The sequence below is a fragment of the Brevibacillus sp. HD3.3A genome (assembly GCF_013284375.2).
GTDB classification, from domain to species: Bacteria; Bacillota; Bacilli; order Brevibacillales; family Brevibacillaceae; genus Brevibacillus; species Brevibacillus parabrevis.
In genome coordinates, this window is the sequence record NZ_CP085874.1 from 412,501 (window position 1) to 431,222 (window position 18,722).

The 18,722-nt window shown below is 52.3% G+C and carries 18 protein-coding genes (1 of these 18 running past the window's edge); 9 read left to right on the forward strand and 9 right to left on the reverse strand.

The features are described from left to right. From HP435_RS02290 to HP435_RS02305, 4 genes are all read left to right on the forward strand, one after another. Window positions 1-448, forward strand: partial view of a response regulator transcription factor gene (locus tag HP435_RS02290; RefSeq protein ID WP_122966695.1) — the 3' portion only. The gene continues 227 nt to the left of window position 1, outside the view; 448 of the gene's 675 nt are visible here — the last part of the coding sequence; the start codon falls outside the window, past its left edge; it ends in the stop codon at window positions 446-448. Next, window positions 448-1,737 (forward strand): sensor histidine kinase, encoded by a 1,290-nt coding sequence (locus HP435_RS02295; RefSeq protein WP_122966694.1) that lies wholly within the window; start codon window positions 448-450, stop codon window positions 1,735-1,737. The genes HP435_RS02290 and HP435_RS02295 overlap by 1 nt, the downstream gene beginning before the upstream one ends. A gap of 147 nt (window positions 1,738-1,884) precedes the next feature. Beyond that, window positions 1,885-2,178, forward strand: a complete 294-nt coding sequence (locus HP435_RS02300; RefSeq protein WP_173597943.1) for a HesB/YadR/YfhF family protein — start codon at window positions 1,885-1,887, stop codon at window positions 2,176-2,178. Window positions 2,179-2,293: 115 nt separating this feature from the next. Next, window positions 2,294-3,202 (forward strand): hypothetical protein, encoded by a 909-nt coding sequence (locus HP435_RS02305; RefSeq protein ID WP_173599964.1) that lies wholly within the window; start codon window positions 2,294-2,296, stop codon window positions 3,200-3,202. 66 nt (window positions 3,203-3,268) lie between these two features. Here HP435_RS02305 and menC read toward each other — a convergent pair whose 3' ends face one another. The 4 genes from menC to HP435_RS02325 all read right to left on the reverse strand — a co-directional run bounded on the left by menC (window position 3,269) and on the right by HP435_RS02325 (window position 9,314). After that, on the reverse strand, window positions 3,269-4,417 hold the full coding sequence (menC, locus tag HP435_RS02310) for an o-succinylbenzoate synthase (RefSeq protein ID WP_173597945.1): 1,149 nt from the start codon (window positions 4,415-4,417) through the stop codon (window positions 3,269-3,271). 55 nt (window positions 4,418-4,472) lie between these two features. After that, window positions 4,473-5,615, reverse strand: coding sequence for a M20 peptidase aminoacylase family protein (locus HP435_RS02315; protein WP_122966690.1), 1,143 nt, complete (start codon window positions 5,613-5,615; stop codon window positions 4,473-4,475). Window positions 5,616-5,687: 72 nt separating this feature from the next. Further along, on the reverse strand, window positions 5,688-7,109 hold the full coding sequence (locus tag HP435_RS02320) for a YfcC family protein (RefSeq protein ID WP_122966703.1): 1,422 nt from the start codon (window positions 7,107-7,109) through the stop codon (window positions 5,688-5,690). 180 nt (window positions 7,110-7,289) lie between these two features. After that, a complete protein-coding gene (locus HP435_RS02325; RefSeq protein WP_122966689.1) occupies window positions 7,290-9,314 on the reverse strand; it encodes a sigma-54 interaction domain-containing protein in 2,025 nt (674 codons plus the stop codon). Window positions 9,315-9,488: 174 nt separating this feature from the next. Between HP435_RS02325 and HP435_RS02330 the strand changes: the two genes are divergently transcribed. Continuing rightward, window positions 9,489-10,160 carry a LytTR family DNA-binding domain-containing protein gene (locus HP435_RS02330; protein ID WP_122966688.1) on the forward strand — a complete coding sequence of 224 codons (672 nt, stop codon included), beginning with the start codon at window positions 9,489-9,491 and terminating at the stop codon, window positions 10,158-10,160. A gap of 150 nt (window positions 10,161-10,310) precedes the next feature. Further along, window positions 10,311-11,822, forward strand: coding sequence for a succinyl-CoA:acetate CoA-transferase ScpC (locus tag HP435_RS02335; protein WP_122966687.1), 1,512 nt, complete (start codon window positions 10,311-10,313; stop codon window positions 11,820-11,822). Between the two features lie 89 nt (window positions 11,823-11,911). Here the strand turns inward: HP435_RS02335 and HP435_RS02340 are convergent, their stop codons facing one another. After that, window positions 11,912-13,093 carry an MFS transporter gene (locus tag HP435_RS02340; RefSeq protein ID WP_173599965.1) on the reverse strand — a complete coding sequence of 394 codons (1,182 nt, stop codon included), beginning with the start codon at window positions 13,091-13,093 and terminating at the stop codon, window positions 11,912-11,914. Between the two features lie 195 nt (window positions 13,094-13,288). Between HP435_RS02340 and HP435_RS02345 the strand changes: the two genes are divergently transcribed. Next, on the forward strand, window positions 13,289-13,729 hold the full coding sequence (locus tag HP435_RS02345; RefSeq protein ID WP_167470392.1) for an Lrp/AsnC family transcriptional regulator: 441 nt from the start codon (window positions 13,289-13,291) through the stop codon (window positions 13,727-13,729). 164 nt (window positions 13,730-13,893) lie between these two features. Here the strand turns inward: HP435_RS02345 and HP435_RS02350 are convergent, their stop codons facing one another. The 4 genes from HP435_RS02350 to HP435_RS02365 form a co-directional block, all read right to left on the reverse strand. Next, the gene (locus HP435_RS02350; protein ID WP_173599966.1) at window positions 13,894-14,655 is read right to left on the reverse strand and encodes a pirin family protein; all 762 of its coding nucleotides are present in this window, start codon (window positions 14,653-14,655) and stop codon (window positions 13,894-13,896) included. Window positions 14,656-14,708: 53 nt separating this feature from the next. Continuing rightward, on the reverse strand, window positions 14,709-15,095 hold the full coding sequence (locus tag HP435_RS02355) for a DoxX family protein (protein ID WP_122966684.1): 387 nt from the start codon (window positions 15,093-15,095) through the stop codon (window positions 14,709-14,711). A 76-nt stretch (window positions 15,096-15,171) separates the two neighbouring features. Next, window positions 15,172-15,798: an FMN-dependent NADH-azoreductase gene (locus HP435_RS02360; protein ID WP_122966683.1), complete on the reverse strand. Its 627-nt coding sequence runs from the start codon at window positions 15,796-15,798 to the stop codon at window positions 15,172-15,174. Window positions 15,799-15,923: 125 nt separating this feature from the next. After that, window positions 15,924-16,358, reverse strand: a complete 435-nt coding sequence (locus HP435_RS02365) for a MarR family winged helix-turn-helix transcriptional regulator (RefSeq protein ID WP_122966682.1) — start codon at window positions 16,356-16,358, stop codon at window positions 15,924-15,926. 181 nt (window positions 16,359-16,539) lie between these two features. On the opposite strand from HP435_RS02365, the gene HP435_RS02370 reads away from it, so the two are divergent. Both HP435_RS02370 and HP435_RS02375 read left to right on the forward strand, forming a co-directional pair. After that, window positions 16,540-17,640 (forward strand): carbohydrate kinase, encoded by a 1,101-nt coding sequence (locus HP435_RS02370; RefSeq protein WP_173599967.1) that lies wholly within the window; start codon window positions 16,540-16,542, stop codon window positions 17,638-17,640. Between the two features lie 3 nt (window positions 17,641-17,643). Beyond that, the gene (locus tag HP435_RS02375) at window positions 17,644-18,570 is read left to right on the forward strand and encodes a pseudouridine-5'-phosphate glycosidase (RefSeq protein WP_122966680.1); all 927 of its coding nucleotides are present in this window, start codon (window positions 17,644-17,646) and stop codon (window positions 18,568-18,570) included. Window positions 18,571-18,722: the final 152 nt, after the last annotated feature.

Genomic DNA, 18,722 nt, shown 5'->3' on the forward strand with positions numbered 1-18,722 from the left:
GTTCCTGACAGCAAAGGACAGCGTCAAGGCAAGAGTGGAAGGACTGGATGCAGGAGCTGACGATTATCTGGTCAAGCCGTTTGCTGCGGAAGAGCTGACAGCGAGAGCGAGAGCTTTGCTGCGCCGCAATGGGAAGACGGGTACGGAAGGCGAAATGACATACGGTCCCATTTCTTTAAAAGTAAATGAATACGACGGTTTCGTGGATGATGAGCCGATGAAGCTGACGACCAAGGAGTACGAACTGCTCAAGTATTTTCTGCAAAATCGGGAGCAAATCTTGACGCGTCAGCAAATTTTTGACCGTGTATGGGGAATTGACTCAGAAGCGAATTACGGGGTAGTTGATTTGTACGTCCACTATTTGCGCAAAAAGCTGGGAGCGTACGAAAGCTTTATCCGCACGATCCGCAACGTGGGCTATATTTTGAAAAAGGAAGAACGTTAATGTTTCGAAAAACGCGGATTCGCCTGGTGACACTGAATGTCATCGTGGTATTTCTGCTGCTCAACCTGCTAGGAGGCGCTGTTTACTACACGATGAAGTATCGGCTTTACTCGCAAGTAGACCGCGAACTGGAAAAAGTGAGTCAGCGTCTTACCGTAGATCCCTTGCCTCGCTTGCAGCGAATGGACGATGAATCTTTTCCGTACAACCGGATGGAGCGAAAAAAGTATATCGACCTGGAGCGCAGGTACACGTTGCTCGTCTGGGACAGCTTTGGTCAAGTGATGGGAACAGCCTTTGGAGATCGGCTGGAGCCGGAGGATTTCCCCGAGTTTCTGCACATCGACAAACCAGACGGGACTGAGACGGTATCCATCAGAGGCCAGATGTATCGGGTACAGACAGTAACTGTGCCCAAAAAAGTCGTCGTGGGCGATCGAGTGCAAATCGCCTATCAGTTTCAATTGATCTACAATCTCGCACCTGAGCAAAACATGCTGAGCAGCTTGTTGTACGTCGTCGTGATCGGTGGTGCTGTCAGCGTCGTCATTGCCATCGTGGCGGGCTGGTTTTTGGCAAGGCGCGCGCTTATTCCGATCCAGGTTTCGTGGGAAAAGCAGCAGCAGTTCATCGCCGATGCCTCGCATGAGCTGCGCACTCCGTTGACCGCGATCATGGTCAATCTGGAGCGCCTGTTTCGCCACCCGGACCATACGATAGAGCAGGAAAGCGAGAAAATCATGATTGGCATGCAGGAGGCGAAGCGGCTGAGCAAGCTGGTGGCTGATTTGCTGACCTTGGCTCGCAGCGATTCCAACGAGCTGCAAATCATGAGCAAACGCATCCGTCTGGACGAGGTCGTGCAAAAATGCACACAGGTGTTTACCCAGCTTGCGATCGTAAAAGAAATCAGCCTGGAGACGAACATCGAAGGGCCGCTGGAAATTGCCGGAGATGAAGAGCGTCTGCATCAGTTGCTGGTCATTTTGCTGGACAACGCCCTCAAGTACACAAACAAAGGCGGCAGCATTTACGTTTCTTGCAAAAAAGACGGGAACCGCGTCGCCATCCTGGTAAAAGACAGCGGAATCGGCATTTCCAAAGAAAACATTCCGTATTTGTTCGACCGTTTCTTCCGCGTGGACAAAATGCGCTCCCGCTCCACAGAAGGCACGGGATTGGGCCTGTCCATCGCCAAATGGATTGTGGACGCCCACCATGGCAAAATTCACGTGAGCAGCGAGGAAGGCATAGGAACCAGCTTTTTGGTTACACTTCCAGTAAAGTAAACAGAGGAACAGAGGCAGAACCGATTTCCACTTCAAGGGAATCGGTTTTTCTTTTGCAGACAAGGATAAAGTGCTGATAGTATACTTTTTTGCTTTACATATTTAGAAAGTAAGGTAAACTACAAGGGAAGAGAGGAGTGGCGTTTGATGAAGATGACGGTAACGGAAGCAGCTGTAGCGTGGTTTAAAGAAGAGTGGGGCTGCCAAGAGGGCGACAGCATTCGCTTTTTTGTCCGATATGGAGGGGTAAGCACGGTTCAGGATTCCTTTTCCATGGGGATCGCCAAAGAACTGCCGAACGAAATCGGACTGTCTACCGTAATAGATGGCATTACTTTTTATATGGAACAAGACGAGTTGTGGTATATGAACGGAAAAGGACTGATCGTGGACTACCGTCCAGCGACTGACGAAGTCGATTTCCGTCTGGATGAACAATAATGATGAGAAGCAAATGACTCCGCGAGATGGAGTCATTTTTATTTTTACACTTAACAAACTAAAATATATGTTATATTATAAATGCAAGATCCAATTGGTAAAAGGAGGATGTTACATGCGGTTACTCGATTCGTATTTGGAGCTAGGCTTGGTGGGAATGGCGCGCGCGGCGCAAGAAGGATGGTTCGAGGGTCATTACGGTGCGGCATTGCTGGCAGGCTACTACATGAATCAGGAGCATGATTTGCCTCGTCACGTAATAGAGGGGATTGAGCGAACCTGTGAAGCTTTCCGGAAATTGAAGCCGGAATGGTTCGCCCCGTTGGACCAGGAAGAAGAAGCTGATCCCGCCTTGCTGGACAGCGTCATTTACAGACTCAAGCAAAATACGCAGCAGCTGCGCACCTCCGGACATGGTTTGGCATTGGGCGTGCTGGCATTGAAAGCGCTCAAGGAACGTCCCGATCTGATCCGTCCGAGCATTGTCAGCGGGCTGGTTGAATTGCTGAAAAGGACAAAAGAAGACAGACCAACCCGCTATTGGGGCATCGCCAACTATTTTGCGATCAGGACGGAGGACGTGGCTTCGGAAGTGGCGCCATACGACACGACCGACGAGATGGCGGTCAGGACGTTTGACGAGCTACATACAGTCATCCCTGGGCGGGTGATTGATGGGCAGCGCTATCACTTTGCAGGCGAGGTCGTCCACAGCGTGACGCATGCCCAGGCTTTGACTGAGTTGGAGCGTTTCGGCTACGGAGAGATGGTCAAGGCGGGAATCGCCAATCATCGGATTCAAACCTATCTCGACCGTCAGCGACCGGAGTTTGTGCTGGAGGATGAAGTAAAAGAGCCAGCTTTTGCCGAGATTTTCGCGCCGGCGTATTGGGAGAAGACGTATAGCGACCCTCACGCGCTAAAGCTGCCGTACGCTGCGCTGGACTTGCTGAAAAAATTGCCGGCAGAAGACAGGGCAGGCGCCGAGCGCAACCTGTGCAAGCTGTTGACGATTATGGACTAAAAGCGCTCGATAACGAAAAAACAGGGAAGCCGCTGTGGCGTCCCTGTTTTCATTTTCATCAATGCATTACCAGCCCGGAATGACGGTCGTCGTGGACTCTTGATTCGCGTAGTAGCTCTTATGCTCCACCAGCGACCGGAGAATGGCGGCTTCATTAATCGTGAAACCTATGCCTGCTCCGGTAGGGACGGAGAGAACGCCCGGCGAAGCAAAATCGATCATCGGCGTAACGACATCCTCTGTAAAGTAGCGGTGAGATGGCGACGTGTCGCCCGGGATGGTGAAGTTGGACAGCGAAGCGATGGCGATGTTGTGGGCGCGGCCAATCCCGACTTCCTGCATGCCGCCGCACCAGACCGGAACGCCTTTTGCCGCACACAAGTCATGGAGCTTCTTCGCATCTGTCAGGCCGCCGACGCGTCCGATCTTGATGTTGATGATGCGGCAGCTGCCGAGTTCAATCGCTTTGCGGGCATCCTCGACGGTGTGGATCGACTCGTCGAGGCAAATAGGCGTTTTCAGCTCGCGTTGCAATGTCGCATGGTCGATGATGTCGTCGTGTCCCAAAGGCTGCTCAATCATGATCAGGCCAAACTCGTCGAGCTGTTTCAACATGTCGATGTCTGCGAGCGTGTAAGCCGAGTTGGCATCAGCCATCAGCGGGACGTCAGGGCCAAAGGTGTGACGGATGGCGCGCATCGGCTCTACGTCAAAGCCCGGCTTGATTTTCACCTTGATTTTTTTGTACCCGTCGCGGATAAAGCCGTCGACTCGTTCCAGCAATTTTTCGATGGTTGGCTCGATTCCGATGCTGACGCCGACATCGATTGTCGTGCGTGTGCCGCCAAGCGCCTGGGAGAGGGACAGCCCGTTCATTTTGGCGTACAAGTCCCAGACAGCGCCTTCCAGAGCGGATTTGGCCATCTGGTTGCGGCGCATCCAGGAGAAGATTTCCGAAACTTGATCAGGATGCTCGATGTCGCGGGTAAACAGTTGGGGAATCAGGTACTTTTCAAGCATGTACCAGACGGTGTCGACATCTTCTTCGTTGTAAACCGGAACATCCATCGCGACGCTCTCGCCAAAGCCTACGTGATTGCCGCTGTAGGCGCGGACGAGAATACATTCCTTGTGAGTTTCCAGCCCCATGCTGGTGACAAACGGGGCAGTCAGGGGAATTTTGATTCTTTGCAGATCGACGCGTTCGATTTTCATGACCATCTCTCCTCAGACATGTATTCGGATGAGCGAAGGCGGGTTGCAGGCGAGATTACTTGCCTGCATGCCGCTCAAACGTGGTGAGTACCGTTCGGGCCAAAATTTCGATGCCATCCAGCAGCGATTCTTTTGCAAAAGTCATTTGCGGATGGTGCAATCCGGGTGCCAGGCCGCAGCCCAGCCCCAGCATGGTTGCGCGTAGATGAGGCCGTTCTTTGGTGTAGTAGTGGAAGTCTTCCGCGCCCGGCGTCTGGATCGGCGCTTCCAGCTTGTCTGCGCCAAGCGTCTGGACAATCGCATCAGCCATGATTTGCCGAGCTTCCTCATGGACTTCGGCCGCGTACACCCGCTCGGTGATGTCATAAGACAAGTCTACCTCATAAAGCCGGGCTACATGTTGCAAAATGTGTTCGACTCGGGAAAAGAGCGCGTCGATGACAGGGTTCGTCTGCGCGCGCAAATCCAGATGGAACTGGGCGGAGCCGGGAATGATATTGCTGCTCTTGCTGCCCGCAGAAAGCTGCGTCATTTTCACGGAATACGGGATGAGCGGATCGAGATGAATGCCTTTGAGCTGCTCGACGATGGCGGCTGCGACCTCGATGGCATTGACCCCGAGATGCGGACGCGCTCCGTGGGCATCGTCTCCCTTGATTTGTCCAAAAATGGTGCCTGCCGCGCCGTGCATAATCGCCGAGGCAGCCGTACCTTGCCCAATCTCCTGAATCGGCCGGAGGTGGACGCCGTACAAGTAGTCGATATCGTCGACAACTTGCTTTTTGACCATAGCCAGAGCGCCGTTTCCGCTTTCCTCAGCCGGCTGGAAAATCAGCTTGAGACGTCCGGGAAGCTGAATATTTTGCGCCTGCAAGACCATGAGCACTCCCAGCACCATCGTCATGTGGGCATCGTGCCCGCAAGAGTGGTTGGCCTGGAAGACGCCGTTTACTTCTTGCCAGAGAGCGTCCATGTCAGCCCGCACGCCGACCGTCAATCCGCCCGGGGTCAAGTTTCCCCACTCAGCTACTACGCCTGTCACATCGTCAAAAGTAGTGACCCGGCAATGGTGCTCTTGCAAAAAGCGGGCGATATAAGCGGTCGTCTCGACTTCCTGCCAGCTAACCTCAGGATGTTGGTGCAAGTGCTCATACAGAGAAAAAATGGCGGGCTGCAATTGTTCGATAGTTGTGCGCATGGTTCCTCCATAGGTTTACGACCGGGGCTGCGCCACGTCATGGCCCAGCCAGTCAATTGGCAAAAATCGTGTCTAGGAAACGCCGATGGTGACAGCAACGATCAGAGCGACAGCGGCGATGAGTGCCCAGCCCAACAGCAGCTTCCAGATGAATTTGACCCATTTCTCGTACGGGATGCCTGCGACAGCCAAGTAGCCCATCAGTGCCGAAGAAGTCGGGATGATCGAGTTGGTCACCGCATCACCGTACTGGAACGCAAGAACGGCGATCTGGCGCTGAATGCCAAGCAGGTCTGCAATCGGCACCATGATCGGCATCGTTGTCGCAGCCTGGCCGCTTCCGGACGAAATGAACAGGTTGAGCACCGCTTGAATCAGGAACATAGCCAGTACGTTGATCGCATCCGGCAAATGGCCGATGGCGGAAGTCAGGGCGTAAATCATCGTATCGATAATTTTTCCTTCTTCCAGCACGACGGTGATCGCCCGGGCAAAGCCGACGATCAGGGCGCCGAAGGTAACGGCTTTGGCGCCAGCGACAAAGGAGTCAAACAGCTTGTCTACATTCAGGCCGCCGACAAGCCCGGCAACCAGACCCATGATTAAAAACGAAGCCGTCAGTTCAGTCAGGAACCATTCGTACTCGAACACGCCGTAGACGTTGAAGGACAGCCCACAGACCATCACCAAAAAGACAAGCTTGTGGCGTCCGTTGAGGTCTGGAATCTCGACAGCGACCTGATCGGTGCTTTCCTGTTTTTCGATCGAGTAAATCACGCTTTGGGTCGGGTCAGCTTTGACACGGTAGGCATAGCGCATGACGTACCAGATGGCAAAGCCGAGGACGAAAACGTAAACTACGGCGCGGAAAGTCAAGCCGGAGAAGAGCGGCAGTTGCGCCAGAGATTGTGCTACCCCTACCGTGAACGGGTTGAGCATACCGCCCATGAACCCGGCAGCCGCGCCCATCGTGATCATGGCCGTACCCGTTACCGCATCGAAGCCCATTGCCCGGGCGAGCGCAATCCCGATCGGGACGAAAATGATGCTTTCTTCCGCCATCCCCATCGTGAAGCCCCCGATGGAGAAGAGGAACATGGAAGCGGGGATCAGGAGCTTTTCCCTGCCCTCCAGATAGCGGACGCCTTTGTTGATGCCCGCCTCAATCGCGCCCGTTTGACGGATGATTCCGAAAACGCCGCTGACGATGAAGATGTAGAAGATGATTTGCGAGCCTTTTTGCATGCCCTCCGGAATCGCTTTGAACATGTCAAAAAATCCGACAGGACTGCTTTCGACAGGGTGGTAGCTGCCGTTCACGACAATCGTTTTACCCGAGGCTGCGTCCTTGACGCGTTCGAACTCGCCAGTAGGGAGCACGTAAGAAGCAAGCGCTGCCAAAATAATGATGATAAAGAGAATGGCATAAGTGTGTGGGACCGAAAAACGTTTCTTGGCTGGCGTTGCTTGAGGAGAAGGATGTTGTGTAGCCATGAGGTCACCTCGCTTTTTTTGGCTTTTTATAAGCAAGTGGCATGCCAAGTGTCGAAAATTCACGAAAAAAGGCGTTTTCATCGGACGAAGAAGGTGCTCCTCCAATAGAAAACGCACTCTTTAGGAATGTTTATTAGGATTTATTCGACCTAATACATCCTAATATTCAAAAATCTTTCCCTAGATTTTCCCATGCTTCCTCAGCACCTCGATGCCGTCTCGCGTTATCAAGGTTCCTTGACGTGTTGTTCCAGAGCGCACCAAGCCTAGCTGCTCCAGCTGTTTCAAGCGGTTGCGCAGCGCGCTTTCCGTCCAGCCGTTCGCTTGCAGAGCGGGGGAATGCGCCAGTTGGTAGCGCCCTACTGGTTTGTTGGAGAGGTAATATTGATACAGGGCGATTAAAATATCGAGATTTCGTTCATCGTCAAGCGGCACGACGGCAGCCAGTGATTGCTTTTGAAAAATACGCTCGGTCAGCCTCTTGGGGAGATCGGATACGCCAATGACAGGATGCTCGCTTACCGTAATGGCGTAGTCCACCACGTTTTTCAGCTCCCGAATATTTCCCCTCCAATCATGGGCAAGCAAAAGCTCCATCACTTCCGGCGACCAGCTTTTGCGAATGCCTTGCTGCTTGAGGTGATCGTCAATCAGCAGCGGGATGTCACTGATCCGTTCCCGCAACGCCGGAATCTCGATTGGCAAGACGGCGAGGCGGTAAAACAAGTCTTCGCGAAACGCCCCTTCTTTGACGGCATCCTCCAGATTGCGGTTGGTTGCCGCGATCACCCGGCAGTCTACGGACAAAATGCCTGTGCCGCCGACGCGAATCACTTGCTTTTCCTGAAGGACGCGAAGCAGCTTGACCTGGATCGCTGGGGAGATATCGCCAACCTCGTCGAGGAAAATCGTCCCGCCATCTGCCTGTTCGAACAGACCTGGCTTGCCGCCTTTTCGCGCCCCCGTAAAAGCTCCATCATCGTAGCCGAACAGCTCGCTTTCCAGCAAGTTTTCCGGCAGCGACGCGCAGTTGATGGCGACAAAAGGGCCGTTTTTTTGCAAGGAATGCTGGTGAATGGCGTGGGCAAACAACTCTTTTCCCGTGCCGTTTTCCCCCGTCAGCAAGATCGTCTGGTTGTTTTTCGCCATTTTTTTGCTTAGCTCGATGGCGTGTAGCAGCGGTTGGCTGTCTCCTTTTATATCCGCAAAAGAATAAGTAGCCGTGTGCCCGCGCAAAGTGAGCTGCGTGCGCAGGCGCTGAATCTCGGTCACGTCTTTTAACGTGCAGACGAAGCCAAGCTGCTCGTGGCCTCTGCGAATGCTGTGGCTGCGGACAATGAATTGTCTCTGCTCGATGGCAATGAGCGTGTCTTCCTGGCCCTCCTGCTTGAAAAAGGGGGCGAGCTGGCTTGACTCTTTCAGCGTGGTATACGGTTTGCCGATGATCGCTGTTTCGAGTGGACAGAACAGTTCGACGGCCGCATCGTTAATAAACGTGATCAAGCCAGCTTCATTGCAGGCGATGACCGGGTCTTTTACAGCTTGAAACGTAGATTGCAGCTGACTGTTCAGCTTCTGCACCTCCGCATAGGAAGTTCCGAGCATTTTGGCCAACTCGGACATTTCGGCGATAAAAGCGGAGAGATATTGCCGCTCCCATTCAATCGGAACCCCTACCTTGCGCCCAGTATCGATCAGATCGTGGATGCTGATTTTGCGGAAGCCGAGGTCGATGATTTCCACATGAGGCGGCAGCGGAACGTCGGGAATGCTCATGATGATCGCATACTGAAATTCCGCCTCTTCGAACGTACAGCCGGGGTGGAACGGAACGTAGTGCAAGTGATCGATGTTGGCTTCCCGCAAGTTTTGAATGACTTCTTGCGCGGTGACGGGCGAGTTGTTCATGACAGGTACGGTCGTTCCGGGCGGAATTTGCATGAGCGCCTTGATTTTGCGCAATTCAAAGAAACGGTTGAGGACGGTAATCGGCACCGTCTCGGGTACAGCCTGACGGGCGATCGTATACAACTCGGGTGCCCTTGTCGTGATGAAGACGTGTGATACCCCGGAGAGGTCCGGGATTGGCTCGTGGCTGGCATAACCGATGACCTTGCAATACGGTTCGAAGTACGCCCGCAGCTCTTTCAGCAAAAAAGCGAGCGTATCGGTTCCTTTTGCAATCAAGACAATGGTGTGATCCATGGTGCACCGCCTTTTCTGGGAAAACTGTTGCTACTAATGATAGCACAACGGCTGTCCGGCGATGGATGGATTCCCTTGTCTGCAAAGGAAAGACAAGGATTGATCTGCCAGGCGGGAAGTGTGGTTTAATAGAAGGAGAAGGAAAAAGCGAGAAGAGGAGCAGGGGGATTCAGCATGGAGAACACATTTGTTCCAGAGATGCTGCAAATGATCGGTCAAGCTGTGCCAGAAGAAGTGTCCATTGCCATATCGGATGGAACGCAATATTTGTATTATCAGCCTAGCTCAAACATAGACTTGAAAATTGCACCGGGCGATCAGGTTCCGGTTGGCTCAGCGACTCACAAGGCATTGATGGAAAGAGGCAAAGTAGGGCATCAGGTAGAAAGCCGGATTTTTGGAGTGCCGTACTACGGTTTGTCGCTTCCGTTGTTCAAAAGTGGAGAGGTCATGGGCTGTATCACCGCCATCTACCCTTTGCAAAGCGTTCCGCTTGCCAATCCGCAGCCGCGGCTGTCGTTTTTGATTGGAAAAGGGGAAGATGGCTGGCTGCCGATTCCGTTGCATGAGATTGTGTATATCAGCTCGAATGAAGGCAAGACGCTGTTGCATGCGGCCACTGGATCGTACGCGAACAAGTACAGCATGTCCGAGCTGGAATACATGCTTCCGCCGGAGCGGTTCGTGCGTTGCCATCGCTCGTATTTTGTGAACATGGAGGCGATTGGCTTCATCCATCCGCATTTTCACTCGACGTTTTTGCTGGAGATGAAGGACAAGCAGAAGACGAGAGTGCCCGTGAGTCAGACGTATGCCAGTGCGTTCCGGCAACTGCTCGGCTTTTAACAAGGAACAACGTCGTTTCGCTGAGAATGGTTCGCTGTCTTTTTTTCTAATTATCTGCTCAAATATTCTGCTTTGTTGAAAATTGAGTGCCCGCTCAGATTCCTTGTGCTAGTGTAGGAGCAAGAAAAGATGGCATAGGGGGTCACAATGATGTGGGAGCGCTTACGCGATAAACGAATGGCAGATAAAATCGTGACAGCTGAGGAAGCAGCGAGTTGGATCGAGGATGGCATGACGATCGGGTTAAGTGGCTTCACTCGTGCAGGGGATGCCAAAGTCGTGCCGCTCGCATTGGCCGAGCTGGTCAAAAGAGAAAACAAACCTTTTGGAGTGAACGTATATACAGGCGCATCGCTCGGTTCCGATGTGGATGCCGTGATGGCGGAAGCGGGAATCGTCAGCAAACGCTTGCCTTTTCAGGCCGATCCCGTGATGCGCAAAAAAATCAATGACGGCAGCATGATGTTTGTCGACCAGCATCTGTCCCACACGGCAGAGCTGATTCGTCAGGGAGCAATGGCCGCCATTGATTACGCGATTGTGGAAGCGGTTGCAATTACGGAGGATGGTATGATCATTCCGGCCACATCCGTCGGCAATTCGAACATCTTCGTCGATTATGCGAAGCATGTCATCGTTGAGCTGAATCTGGCTCAGTCTGCTGAACTGGAAGGCATTCACGACATCTACACACCAGGGAAACAGGGAGAGCGCGAGCCGATCCCGCTTACAGCAGTCGATCAGCGAATCGGCACAGCGGGAATTGTGGTCGATATGGATAAAATCAAAGGCATCGTGTTGACGAACCAGCTCGACTCGCCATCGACGATTGTGGAGCCGGATGAGGAGACAGCTCAGATCGCCGCCCATCTGATTGCGTTTTTGCGCGAGGAAGTGAAAGCTTCCCGTTTGCCGAAAAATCTCGCGCCGCTGCAATCGGGCATCGGGTCTGTAGCCAACGCGGTGTTCAACGGCTTTTTGGACTCGGAGTTCACCGACCTGACTGTTTATTCGGAAGTATTGCAGGATGCGGTATTTGACTTGATCGATGCGGGAAAAATCTCGTTTGCTTCCGGCTGTTCGATCACGCTGACTGCCGAAAAAATGGAGCACGTCACGCGTCATTTTGCCCAATACCGCGACAAGCTGTTGCTGCGTCCGCAGGAAATTACTAACCATCCGGAAATCATCCGCCGTCTCGGACTGATTGCGATCAACACGGCGATTGAGGTGGATATTTACGGCAACGTCAATTCCACGAATGTATCCGGCAGCAAAATGATGAACGGCATCGGCGGCTCCGGCGACTTCGCCCGCAACTCTCGTCTTGGCATTTTCGTCACCAAGTCGATTGCCAAAGGCGGGAAAATTTCCAGCATCGTTCCGTTTGCGTCTCATGTGGATCACACCGAGCACGATGTCGATATTATCGTCACGGAACAAGGACTGGCTGATTTGCGCGGCCTGGCTCCAAGAGAGCGCGCCTTGAAAATCATCGAGAACTGCGCCCATCCGCTCTATCGGGATCAATTGAGAGCGTATTATGAAGAAGCGCTCACACGCGGCGGGCATACTCCGCACGTATTGGAAAAAGCGTTCTCCTGGCATGTGCGGTACGCGCAGGAAGGCACGATGCTTGCGCATGAGCCGGCTCTCGTATAGTTTAAGAGTTGTAGGAGAATAACAGCGGTAAAAAACAAACCCGCCCGGGCGTCGATGCCTGGACGGGTTTGCTTGTGTCTGTGCTTGCTTTACCTTTTGGCGGAAGCGATTGTTACTGTTCCGCTTTCTTTTGGCTGAGAAAAGGATGCGACGGCAAAGCCCAGCCCTGCGAGCACGAGCAAGCCGCCAACCCAGCTCACATGCACAATCGCCGCATGGTTGACGATCAATCCGCCCAGCCCTGCGCCAAGTGCCAGCCCCAGTTGAAAAACCGAGGTGTTGATGCTGAGCGCGACTTGGGACGAGTGCGGAGACAAAGTAATCAGGTAATACTGCTGGGCAGGGACAGTCGTCTGAACCGCAGCCACCCAGAACATGACTGCCACAATCGCGCCTGCGAACAGCATGGTGGACAAGGGCAAAAACAACAGGACGAGCGCATGCACTACCAGGCTGATGTACAAGGTGCGACGGACGCCCCATTTGTCAGTGGCGACACCGCCGATTCGCGAACCCGCGACACTGGCGAGACCAGCCATGAACAGCGTAGCGCTTACCCAGGCGGTAGACATGGCGGTCGTGCTCTGCAAGAGCGGGGTGATGTACGTGTAAACCGTCGAGTACCCTGTGACGAAGAACAAAGAGAGGAGCAGGGCGTGAATCACGCGGCGGTTGCGTAACGCTGCCAGCTGCTGGCGCAAGGGGATGGCTGCCTCGCCTTGTTCTTTTGGCAAAAAGGCAAGAATGGCTGCGAACGGAATGATGGTCAGGACGCCGATCAGGGCGAATACAGACCGCCAGCCCCACAGTTCGCCGAGCATCGTGCCAGCCGGAACGCCGAGCACAAGCGAGAGGCTAAAGCCCATGAGAATGATGGCAATGGAGCTGCCCTTTTTCTCGGGGGAGGCCATATTGGCGGCTTGCGCGAGAGCAACCACCGTGTAAATGCCGCCGCAAAGCCCGAGCAAAATACGCGAGAACAACAGCAGGGAGAACCCAGGGCTGACGAAAGCGAGCAAATTCGTCAGGATGAACACAAAAAGCGCCCAGAGGATGAGCTTTTTGCGCTCCATTTTTGCCGTGAGCGCAATCAAAATCGGTGAACCGAAAGCAAAAGCCAGGGAAAAGGCTGTAACAAGCTGGCCAGCCAGGGAGACGGAGACGTGGGTATCATTTGCGATCATGCCGATGATGCCTGTTACGATCGATTCGGCGGTGCCCACCATAAATTCTCCCAGTGCCAGCAACAAAATCAGTGTACGTCTGGACAAAGCGGCTTCACTCCTTGGAAAAACAAGCTTTTCATGCCGCCTGACCGCGCGCTGGTCAGTGAGCATCTCGGTAGTGACATTTTACGAAACAATTTTTATAATTTACATGCATGAACCAAGGTGTTTCTCTTGTATTTCTATATAGAAGCAAGTTATTTGCAGGTTAGCGCTTATGAAATCGAAAGGGTGATAAAAGTGGATCAGGTCGATTACAAAATCATTAGCCTGTTGCATGAAAATTCGCGGATACCGTTGGCGGAGATGGGGCGAATCATCGGGATGACGCAGCCAGCGGTCAAGGAGAGGGTGCGCCGTCTGGAAGAACAAGGCGTGATCACCGGCTATCACGCGGCGATCTCGCAGGAGAAGCTGGGCAAGCACACGACTGCTTTTGTCATGTTCCGCACCAAGCAGTGCGCCGCTTTTATCGACTTTTGCAAGCAGGCGCCTGAAGTGACCGACATGTACCGGATCAGCGGGGAGTACAACTACATGCTGAAGGTCGTCACCCGTTCTACGGAGGAGTTGGTAGCTTTTTCGGAACGCACCGGAGATTTCGGTTACTCTTATACGCTGATTGTGTTGACGGCTCCTTTTGAACAAAAAATGATGCTGGAGGAAGAGAAGATTTTTTGAGCGTTTTCCCAGCAAAAAAGGCTCCGCTGTAGCCAGGCCAGGCGGGGCCGCTTTCGTTCATGTACAAAAAATAAAGACCGCCACGAGCAGGTGACGGTCTTTGTGAAGCTATGGCTATATTCATGCATAAGGGCGGTTTTTGTTTGCAGTTTGGATACAAGAAATTATTTGCGGTAAAGCGGATAGTCGACTTCGAGCGGCACCTGGATCAGCACCAAGCGCAGGGGAGCATCGTCTTTTGCCTGATAGGTGATGGTTTCCGCTGCTTCGGTTGAAACGACGACAAAGTCGCCTGTGTTCGCAGTTGCTGACTGTTCACTACCCAAAATGTTCCCGCTGCCTTCCACGACGACGACAGCGTGAGCGTAGCCAGCCGGAAGCTCCAGCGAAAAAGCTTTGCCTGCCGGAATGGCAATGTCTTTCATTGAAGAGTCGGTCACGAGCGAAATGGGAGCTTGAGAACCAATGATGCTTTTCACCGATACGCCATCCGTCGTTTCGCTTGGAAACTCTTCGTGATCATACTGGTTGTAAGTCGGCGGAGTCTTTGTAGTTTTTGCCAGGTGCGGCTCAAACCAGATTTGGAACATTTCCGTATCTTTGCCCAATTCTTCGGCGTGGTAAGCTCCTGATCCTGTTTGCATGATCTGAGCGCCGCCTGTTGTCACTTGCTGCAAATTGCCCAGCGTATCCCGATGACCCACTGTACCTTTCAAAACATAGGACAAAATTTCAAAGCCGGAATGCGGGTGAAGAGGAATTTCAAACGTTTGCAGTGATTTTGCCCATGCCCAGTAAAAAAGCGGGCCAACCCGTTTTACGACGGAACCTTCGTGGGGGAAGCCAATCGGTTTGTTTTCTACGATTTCACCGTCGCCAAAGTGTCCTTTTGCTTGTTCATTCTGTGTATAGACGCGGATTTCCATCTGCTGTGTCCTCCCTTGGTGGAATGCTGGCTTACGGGCTTAGCGAGTGTTGCTTAAAACAAAACGTATGCTCCTGGACCGATCAAAGCGACACCGATAGCGACAGCGATCAAAGTCAGGTTGTACTCGTAGCCGTTTTGCGTTACCCAATATCCATTTTGACCGTGAACCTTCACAATCGCAACCAACATTGTGAAGACAATGAGGAGAGCGCCGACCCATGTACCGACACCTGCTGCAAACAGCAAGCCGCCGACCAGTTCAGCCAATCCGGCAAGCAGGGCCATGGCAACACCAGGTTTGACCCCGATGGACTCCAGCCAGCCGCCTGTGCCTTTCAAACCGTAGCCACCGAACCAGCCAAACAGCTTTTGCGCACCGTGACCTGCAAACGACAACCCAATCACCAAGCGAATAATCAACAATCCAAGATCCATCATTTTTCATCTCTCCTTAATTATTTTAAATTATAGTATTTCAAATTTGAGATATTAGGACAAGAAAGGCTGGCGGGCCTTAGAAGGATTCCGCCAGTTTTGCTGCTTTTTCGATGCCTGCTGCTACGATTGCTTCTGCTTTGTCCGGGAATTGGTTGTGACCTTCTACGATCACTTCTGTCACATTGCTGATGCCCCAGAAGCCAAGCACCGTGCGAACGTAGCGGTTAGCCAGCTCGATTTCAGCCATTGGGCCTTCGGAGTATACGCCGCCGCGTGCGCTCAGGAGAGCTACTTTTTTGTCGCCCATCAGTCCAACAGGGCCTTCCGCTGTATATTTGAACGTTTTGCCTGCTTGCGACAGGTAATCAACGTAGGTGTGCAGAACAGCAGGAACGGTGAAATTCCACATAGGGAATGCGATAACTACTTTTTCTGCATCAGTGAATTGGTTCAAATATTTGCTCACCAGTTCAGCGCCTTTTTGTTCTTCAGCAGTCAGCTCCATGCCGCGTCCAGCTTTGAACATGGCAGTGAGCAGGTCGTTTCCGTAGTAAGGAAGGTTTTCTGCGAACAGGTCCAGCTCGGCGATCTCGTCGTTTGGATGCGTTTCTTTATAAGATTTTACGAAAGCCTCGTACAGCTTTACGCTTACTGCCTGCTCAACTGGGCGATCATTTGCTTTAATGAAAAGTACTTTGCTCATGAGAAAAATATTCCCCTTTCTTTTTGTAAGCAGATAACTTTTAATGTGTAAATCTTGATTTTAAGATTATTACGTGTTGAAGGTTTTGTCAACACCTTTTTTACCCTCGGTGGGTGCTGCCCAGTCTAATAATTCTCCTGAGCAGCACGTCCCAACTTTTTTAACAAAGCAATCGCTTGCTGTTGTTCTTCGGGGGTAAGTCCCGCGACCGCTTTTTCAATCGCCTCTTGATGAGAAGGAAAAATGTCTGCCAGAAACGCATGGCCTTTTTCCGTCAGCTCGGCGTAAATGACCCGGCGGTCGGCCGAACAGGGTTTGCGAATCAACAGTTGCTTCTTTTCTAGCTTGTCCACAACGTAGGTGATATTTCCACTGGAGATCAGGATCTTTTCGCCAATTTGCTGCAATGGCTGCGGGCCCTTATGATAGAGAACTTCCAGGACGCCAAACTCGGTAGGATTCAGTCCGTGCAGGCGGATGTGCCGATTGGAGTGGGCAGTGACCCAGTTATATGATCTCGATAATACGACAAAAAGATCGAGGGAATCATTGCGATCCATGAAAAACCCTCCTTTCCAACGAATTTTCGATATCTTGAATTTAAGATAACTTTACATGAAGTCGCATCCGTTTGTCAAATAGAGGGGGATAAAATCATCCTTTGCAAAACAAATGTTTTTGTGATAGACTTTTGTTTGTAAACGAAGCTGTGAATGCTAATCAGAAGAAAGGAGGATGACCGTGGAGAAAGATATGTTGATCCTTCATCACATCCGGCAAAATCCGTTCATTTCCCAGCAAGAGCTGGCTGACTTGATCGGGATTTCGCGGTCGGCTGTAGCGGGGTATATCGCTCAGTTGACCAAGCGCGGCGAGATTAAAGGCAGAGCGTACGTATTGCGGGACGAAGGCATGATCGCTTGCATCGGTGGAGCGAACCTCGACCGAAAAGCGCGTGGAAAGCAAGCCGTGCGTCTGCATTCCTCCAATCCGGTTACGATCATGGAATCGTGTGGCGGGGTTGCCCGCAATATCGCGGAGAATCTTGGACGACTGGGATGCAATACATCCTTGTTCACCAGCATCGGTGAAGATAAGGAAGGCGAGTGGATCGTGCAGGAGACGAAAAAGCACGGAGTAGATATCAGCCAGGTGTGGCGCTTGCCTACGCAGCGCACAGGCACGTATACCGCATTGCTCGATATCGATGGGGAAATGGTCGTTTCTTTGGCGAACATGGATATTTACGACGCGCTCACACCGGAGATGTTTGCCGAGAAATGGTCGCACATTGCAGCAGCCCACGCGATTTTTATCGATACGAACATACCGGAGGATTGCTTGGCCTACATCATTAGCCGTTGCCGGGAGGAAAACATCCGACTCTTTGTTGACCCGGTCTCTTCTGCAAAAGCGAAAAAGCTCCCACAGCAATTGGACGGAGTCGAAGCGATCCTGCCCAATCGGGAGGAAGCGGAGCTGCTTTCCGGCATGACGATCAACTCTATCGAGGATTGCGCCGAAGCGTGCAAGAAAATCAGGGAGAGAGGCGTCAAGCACGTCATCGTCACCATGGGCGAAGCAGGAATTTTTTATCAGTCGGAGGACGTATCGGAGCAGATGGCGCCGTATCCGACTGAGGTAGTTGATGTAACAGGGGCAGGCGATGCGTTTGCGTCCGGCCTGTTGTACGGCATCGTGAACGGGGAGTCGTTCCAGGCTGCTTGCCGTCTCGGTTTGGCAGCATCTGCTCTGACTTTGCAGACAGAGCAGTCCGTTTCTCCCTTGCTCAAAGCGGAACAACTGCAATTGACCGTTGGACAATACGAAAAGGAGCGATAAAAGATGAAACAATACCTGACCTTTACTGAGGAAGTACGCCACGCGCTGGAGAACAACTTGCCAGTAGTTGCCCTGGAGACTACGATTATCTCCCACGGGATGCCATACCCGCAAAACATCGAAATGGCAAAAGAAGTAGAGCAAATCATCCGCGACAATGGCGCAGTGCCAGCGACAATCGGAATCATGGACGGCAAAATCAAAATCGGTTTGACCGAGAGCGAGCTGGAAGAGTTCGCGACCAACAAATCGGTGGAAAAAGTGAGCCGCCGCGACTTCCCTTACATCCTCGCAAGCGGCAAAATCGGTGCGACGACAGTAGCGGCAACCATGATCGCAGCCGATCTGGCTGGCATCCGCATGTTTGCGACTGGCGGTATCGGCGGGGTACACCGCGATGGCGAAATTACGTGGGACGTATCTGCTGACTTGACTGAGCTGGCGCAAACAAGCGTTGCGGTTGTATGCGCTGGCGCAAAATCGATCCTGGATATCGGACGCACGCTGGAATACTTGGAGACGCAAGGCGTGCCGGTGGTCGGCTACCGCACTGCCGAGTTCCCGTCCTTCTTCGCTCGCGAAAGCGGATTTGGCGTAGACTTCCGTCTGGATACGCCAGAAGAAGTCGGCACTTTGATGAACACCAAATGGAAGCTCGGTCTGACTGGCGGCTTGATCATCGCCAACCCGGTACCGGAAGCAGACGCGCTTGACCACAAGCAAATCGAAGGCGTAATTTTGCAGGCGCTCAAAGAAGCGAAGGAAAACAACATCGCAGGCAAAAAAGTAACACCGTTCCTGCTCGACAAAGTGAAACAACTGACAGCAGGCAAAAGCTTGCAAACGAATATCGCTCTCGTAAGACACAATGCGGAAGTAGCGGCAAAAGTAGCTGCTGCCTACCAAAAAGAAGTGAACGCAGGAAAATAAGCAGTCATTCCAGGCTCCCGATGATGAAAATCGGGGGCTTTTTTTGTGCGTCGAGAAAAGCCAAAGAAGCAGAGGAGAAAAATTTAAAAAAAATCACTTGATATACCCTGTGGGGGTATTGTATATTGAGAGTGTGATAAGAAATGAACGTA

Bases quoted from the DNA above. Each gene is read 5' to 3' on its own strand.
- HP435_RS02335 (WP_122966687.1), top strand. From the start codon at position 10,311: ATGTGGGAGCGCTTACGCGATAAACGAATGGCAGATAAAATCGTGACA.
- HP435_RS02305 (WP_173599964.1), top strand. From the start codon at position 2,294: ATGCGGTTACTCGATTCGTATTTGGAGCTAGGCTTGGTGGGAATGGCG.
- HP435_RS02365 (WP_122966682.1), bottom strand. From the start codon at position 16,358: ATGGATCGCAATGATTCCCTCGATCTTTTTGTCGTATTATCGAGATCA.
- HP435_RS02295 (WP_122966694.1), top strand. From the start codon at position 448: ATGTTTCGAAAAACGCGGATTCGCCTGGTGACACTGAATGTCATCGTG.
- HP435_RS02320 (WP_122966703.1), bottom strand. From the start codon at position 7,109: ATGGCTACACAACATCCTTCTCCTCAAGCAACGCCAGCCAAGAAACGT.
- HP435_RS02315 (WP_122966690.1), bottom strand. From the start codon at position 5,615: ATGCGCACAACTATCGAACAATTGCAGCCCGCCATTTTTTCTCTGTAT.
- HP435_RS02360 (WP_122966683.1), bottom strand. From the start codon at position 15,798: ATGAGCAAAGTACTTTTCATTAAAGCAAATGATCGCCCAGTTGAGCAG.
- HP435_RS02330 (WP_122966688.1), top strand. From the start codon at position 9,489: ATGGAGAACACATTTGTTCCAGAGATGCTGCAAATGATCGGTCAAGCT.
- HP435_RS02325 (WP_122966689.1), bottom strand. From the start codon at position 9,314: ATGGATCACACCATTGTCTTGATTGCAAAAGGAACCGATACGCTCGCT.
- HP435_RS02355 (WP_122966684.1), bottom strand. From the start codon at position 15,095: ATGATGGATCTTGGATTGTTGATTATTCGCTTGGTGATTGGGTTGTCG.
- HP435_RS02375 (WP_122966680.1), top strand. From the start codon at position 17,644: ATGAAACAATACCTGACCTTTACTGAGGAAGTACGCCACGCGCTGGAG.
- menC (WP_173597945.1), bottom strand. From the start codon at position 4,417: ATGAAAATCGAACGCGTCGATCTGCAAAGAATCAAAATTCCCCTGACT.
- HP435_RS02350 (WP_173599966.1), bottom strand. From the start codon at position 14,655: ATGGAAATCCGCGTCTATACACAGAATGAACAAGCAAAAGGACACTTT.
- HP435_RS02300 (WP_173597943.1), top strand. From the start codon at position 1,885: ATGAAGATGACGGTAACGGAAGCAGCTGTAGCGTGGTTTAAAGAAGAG.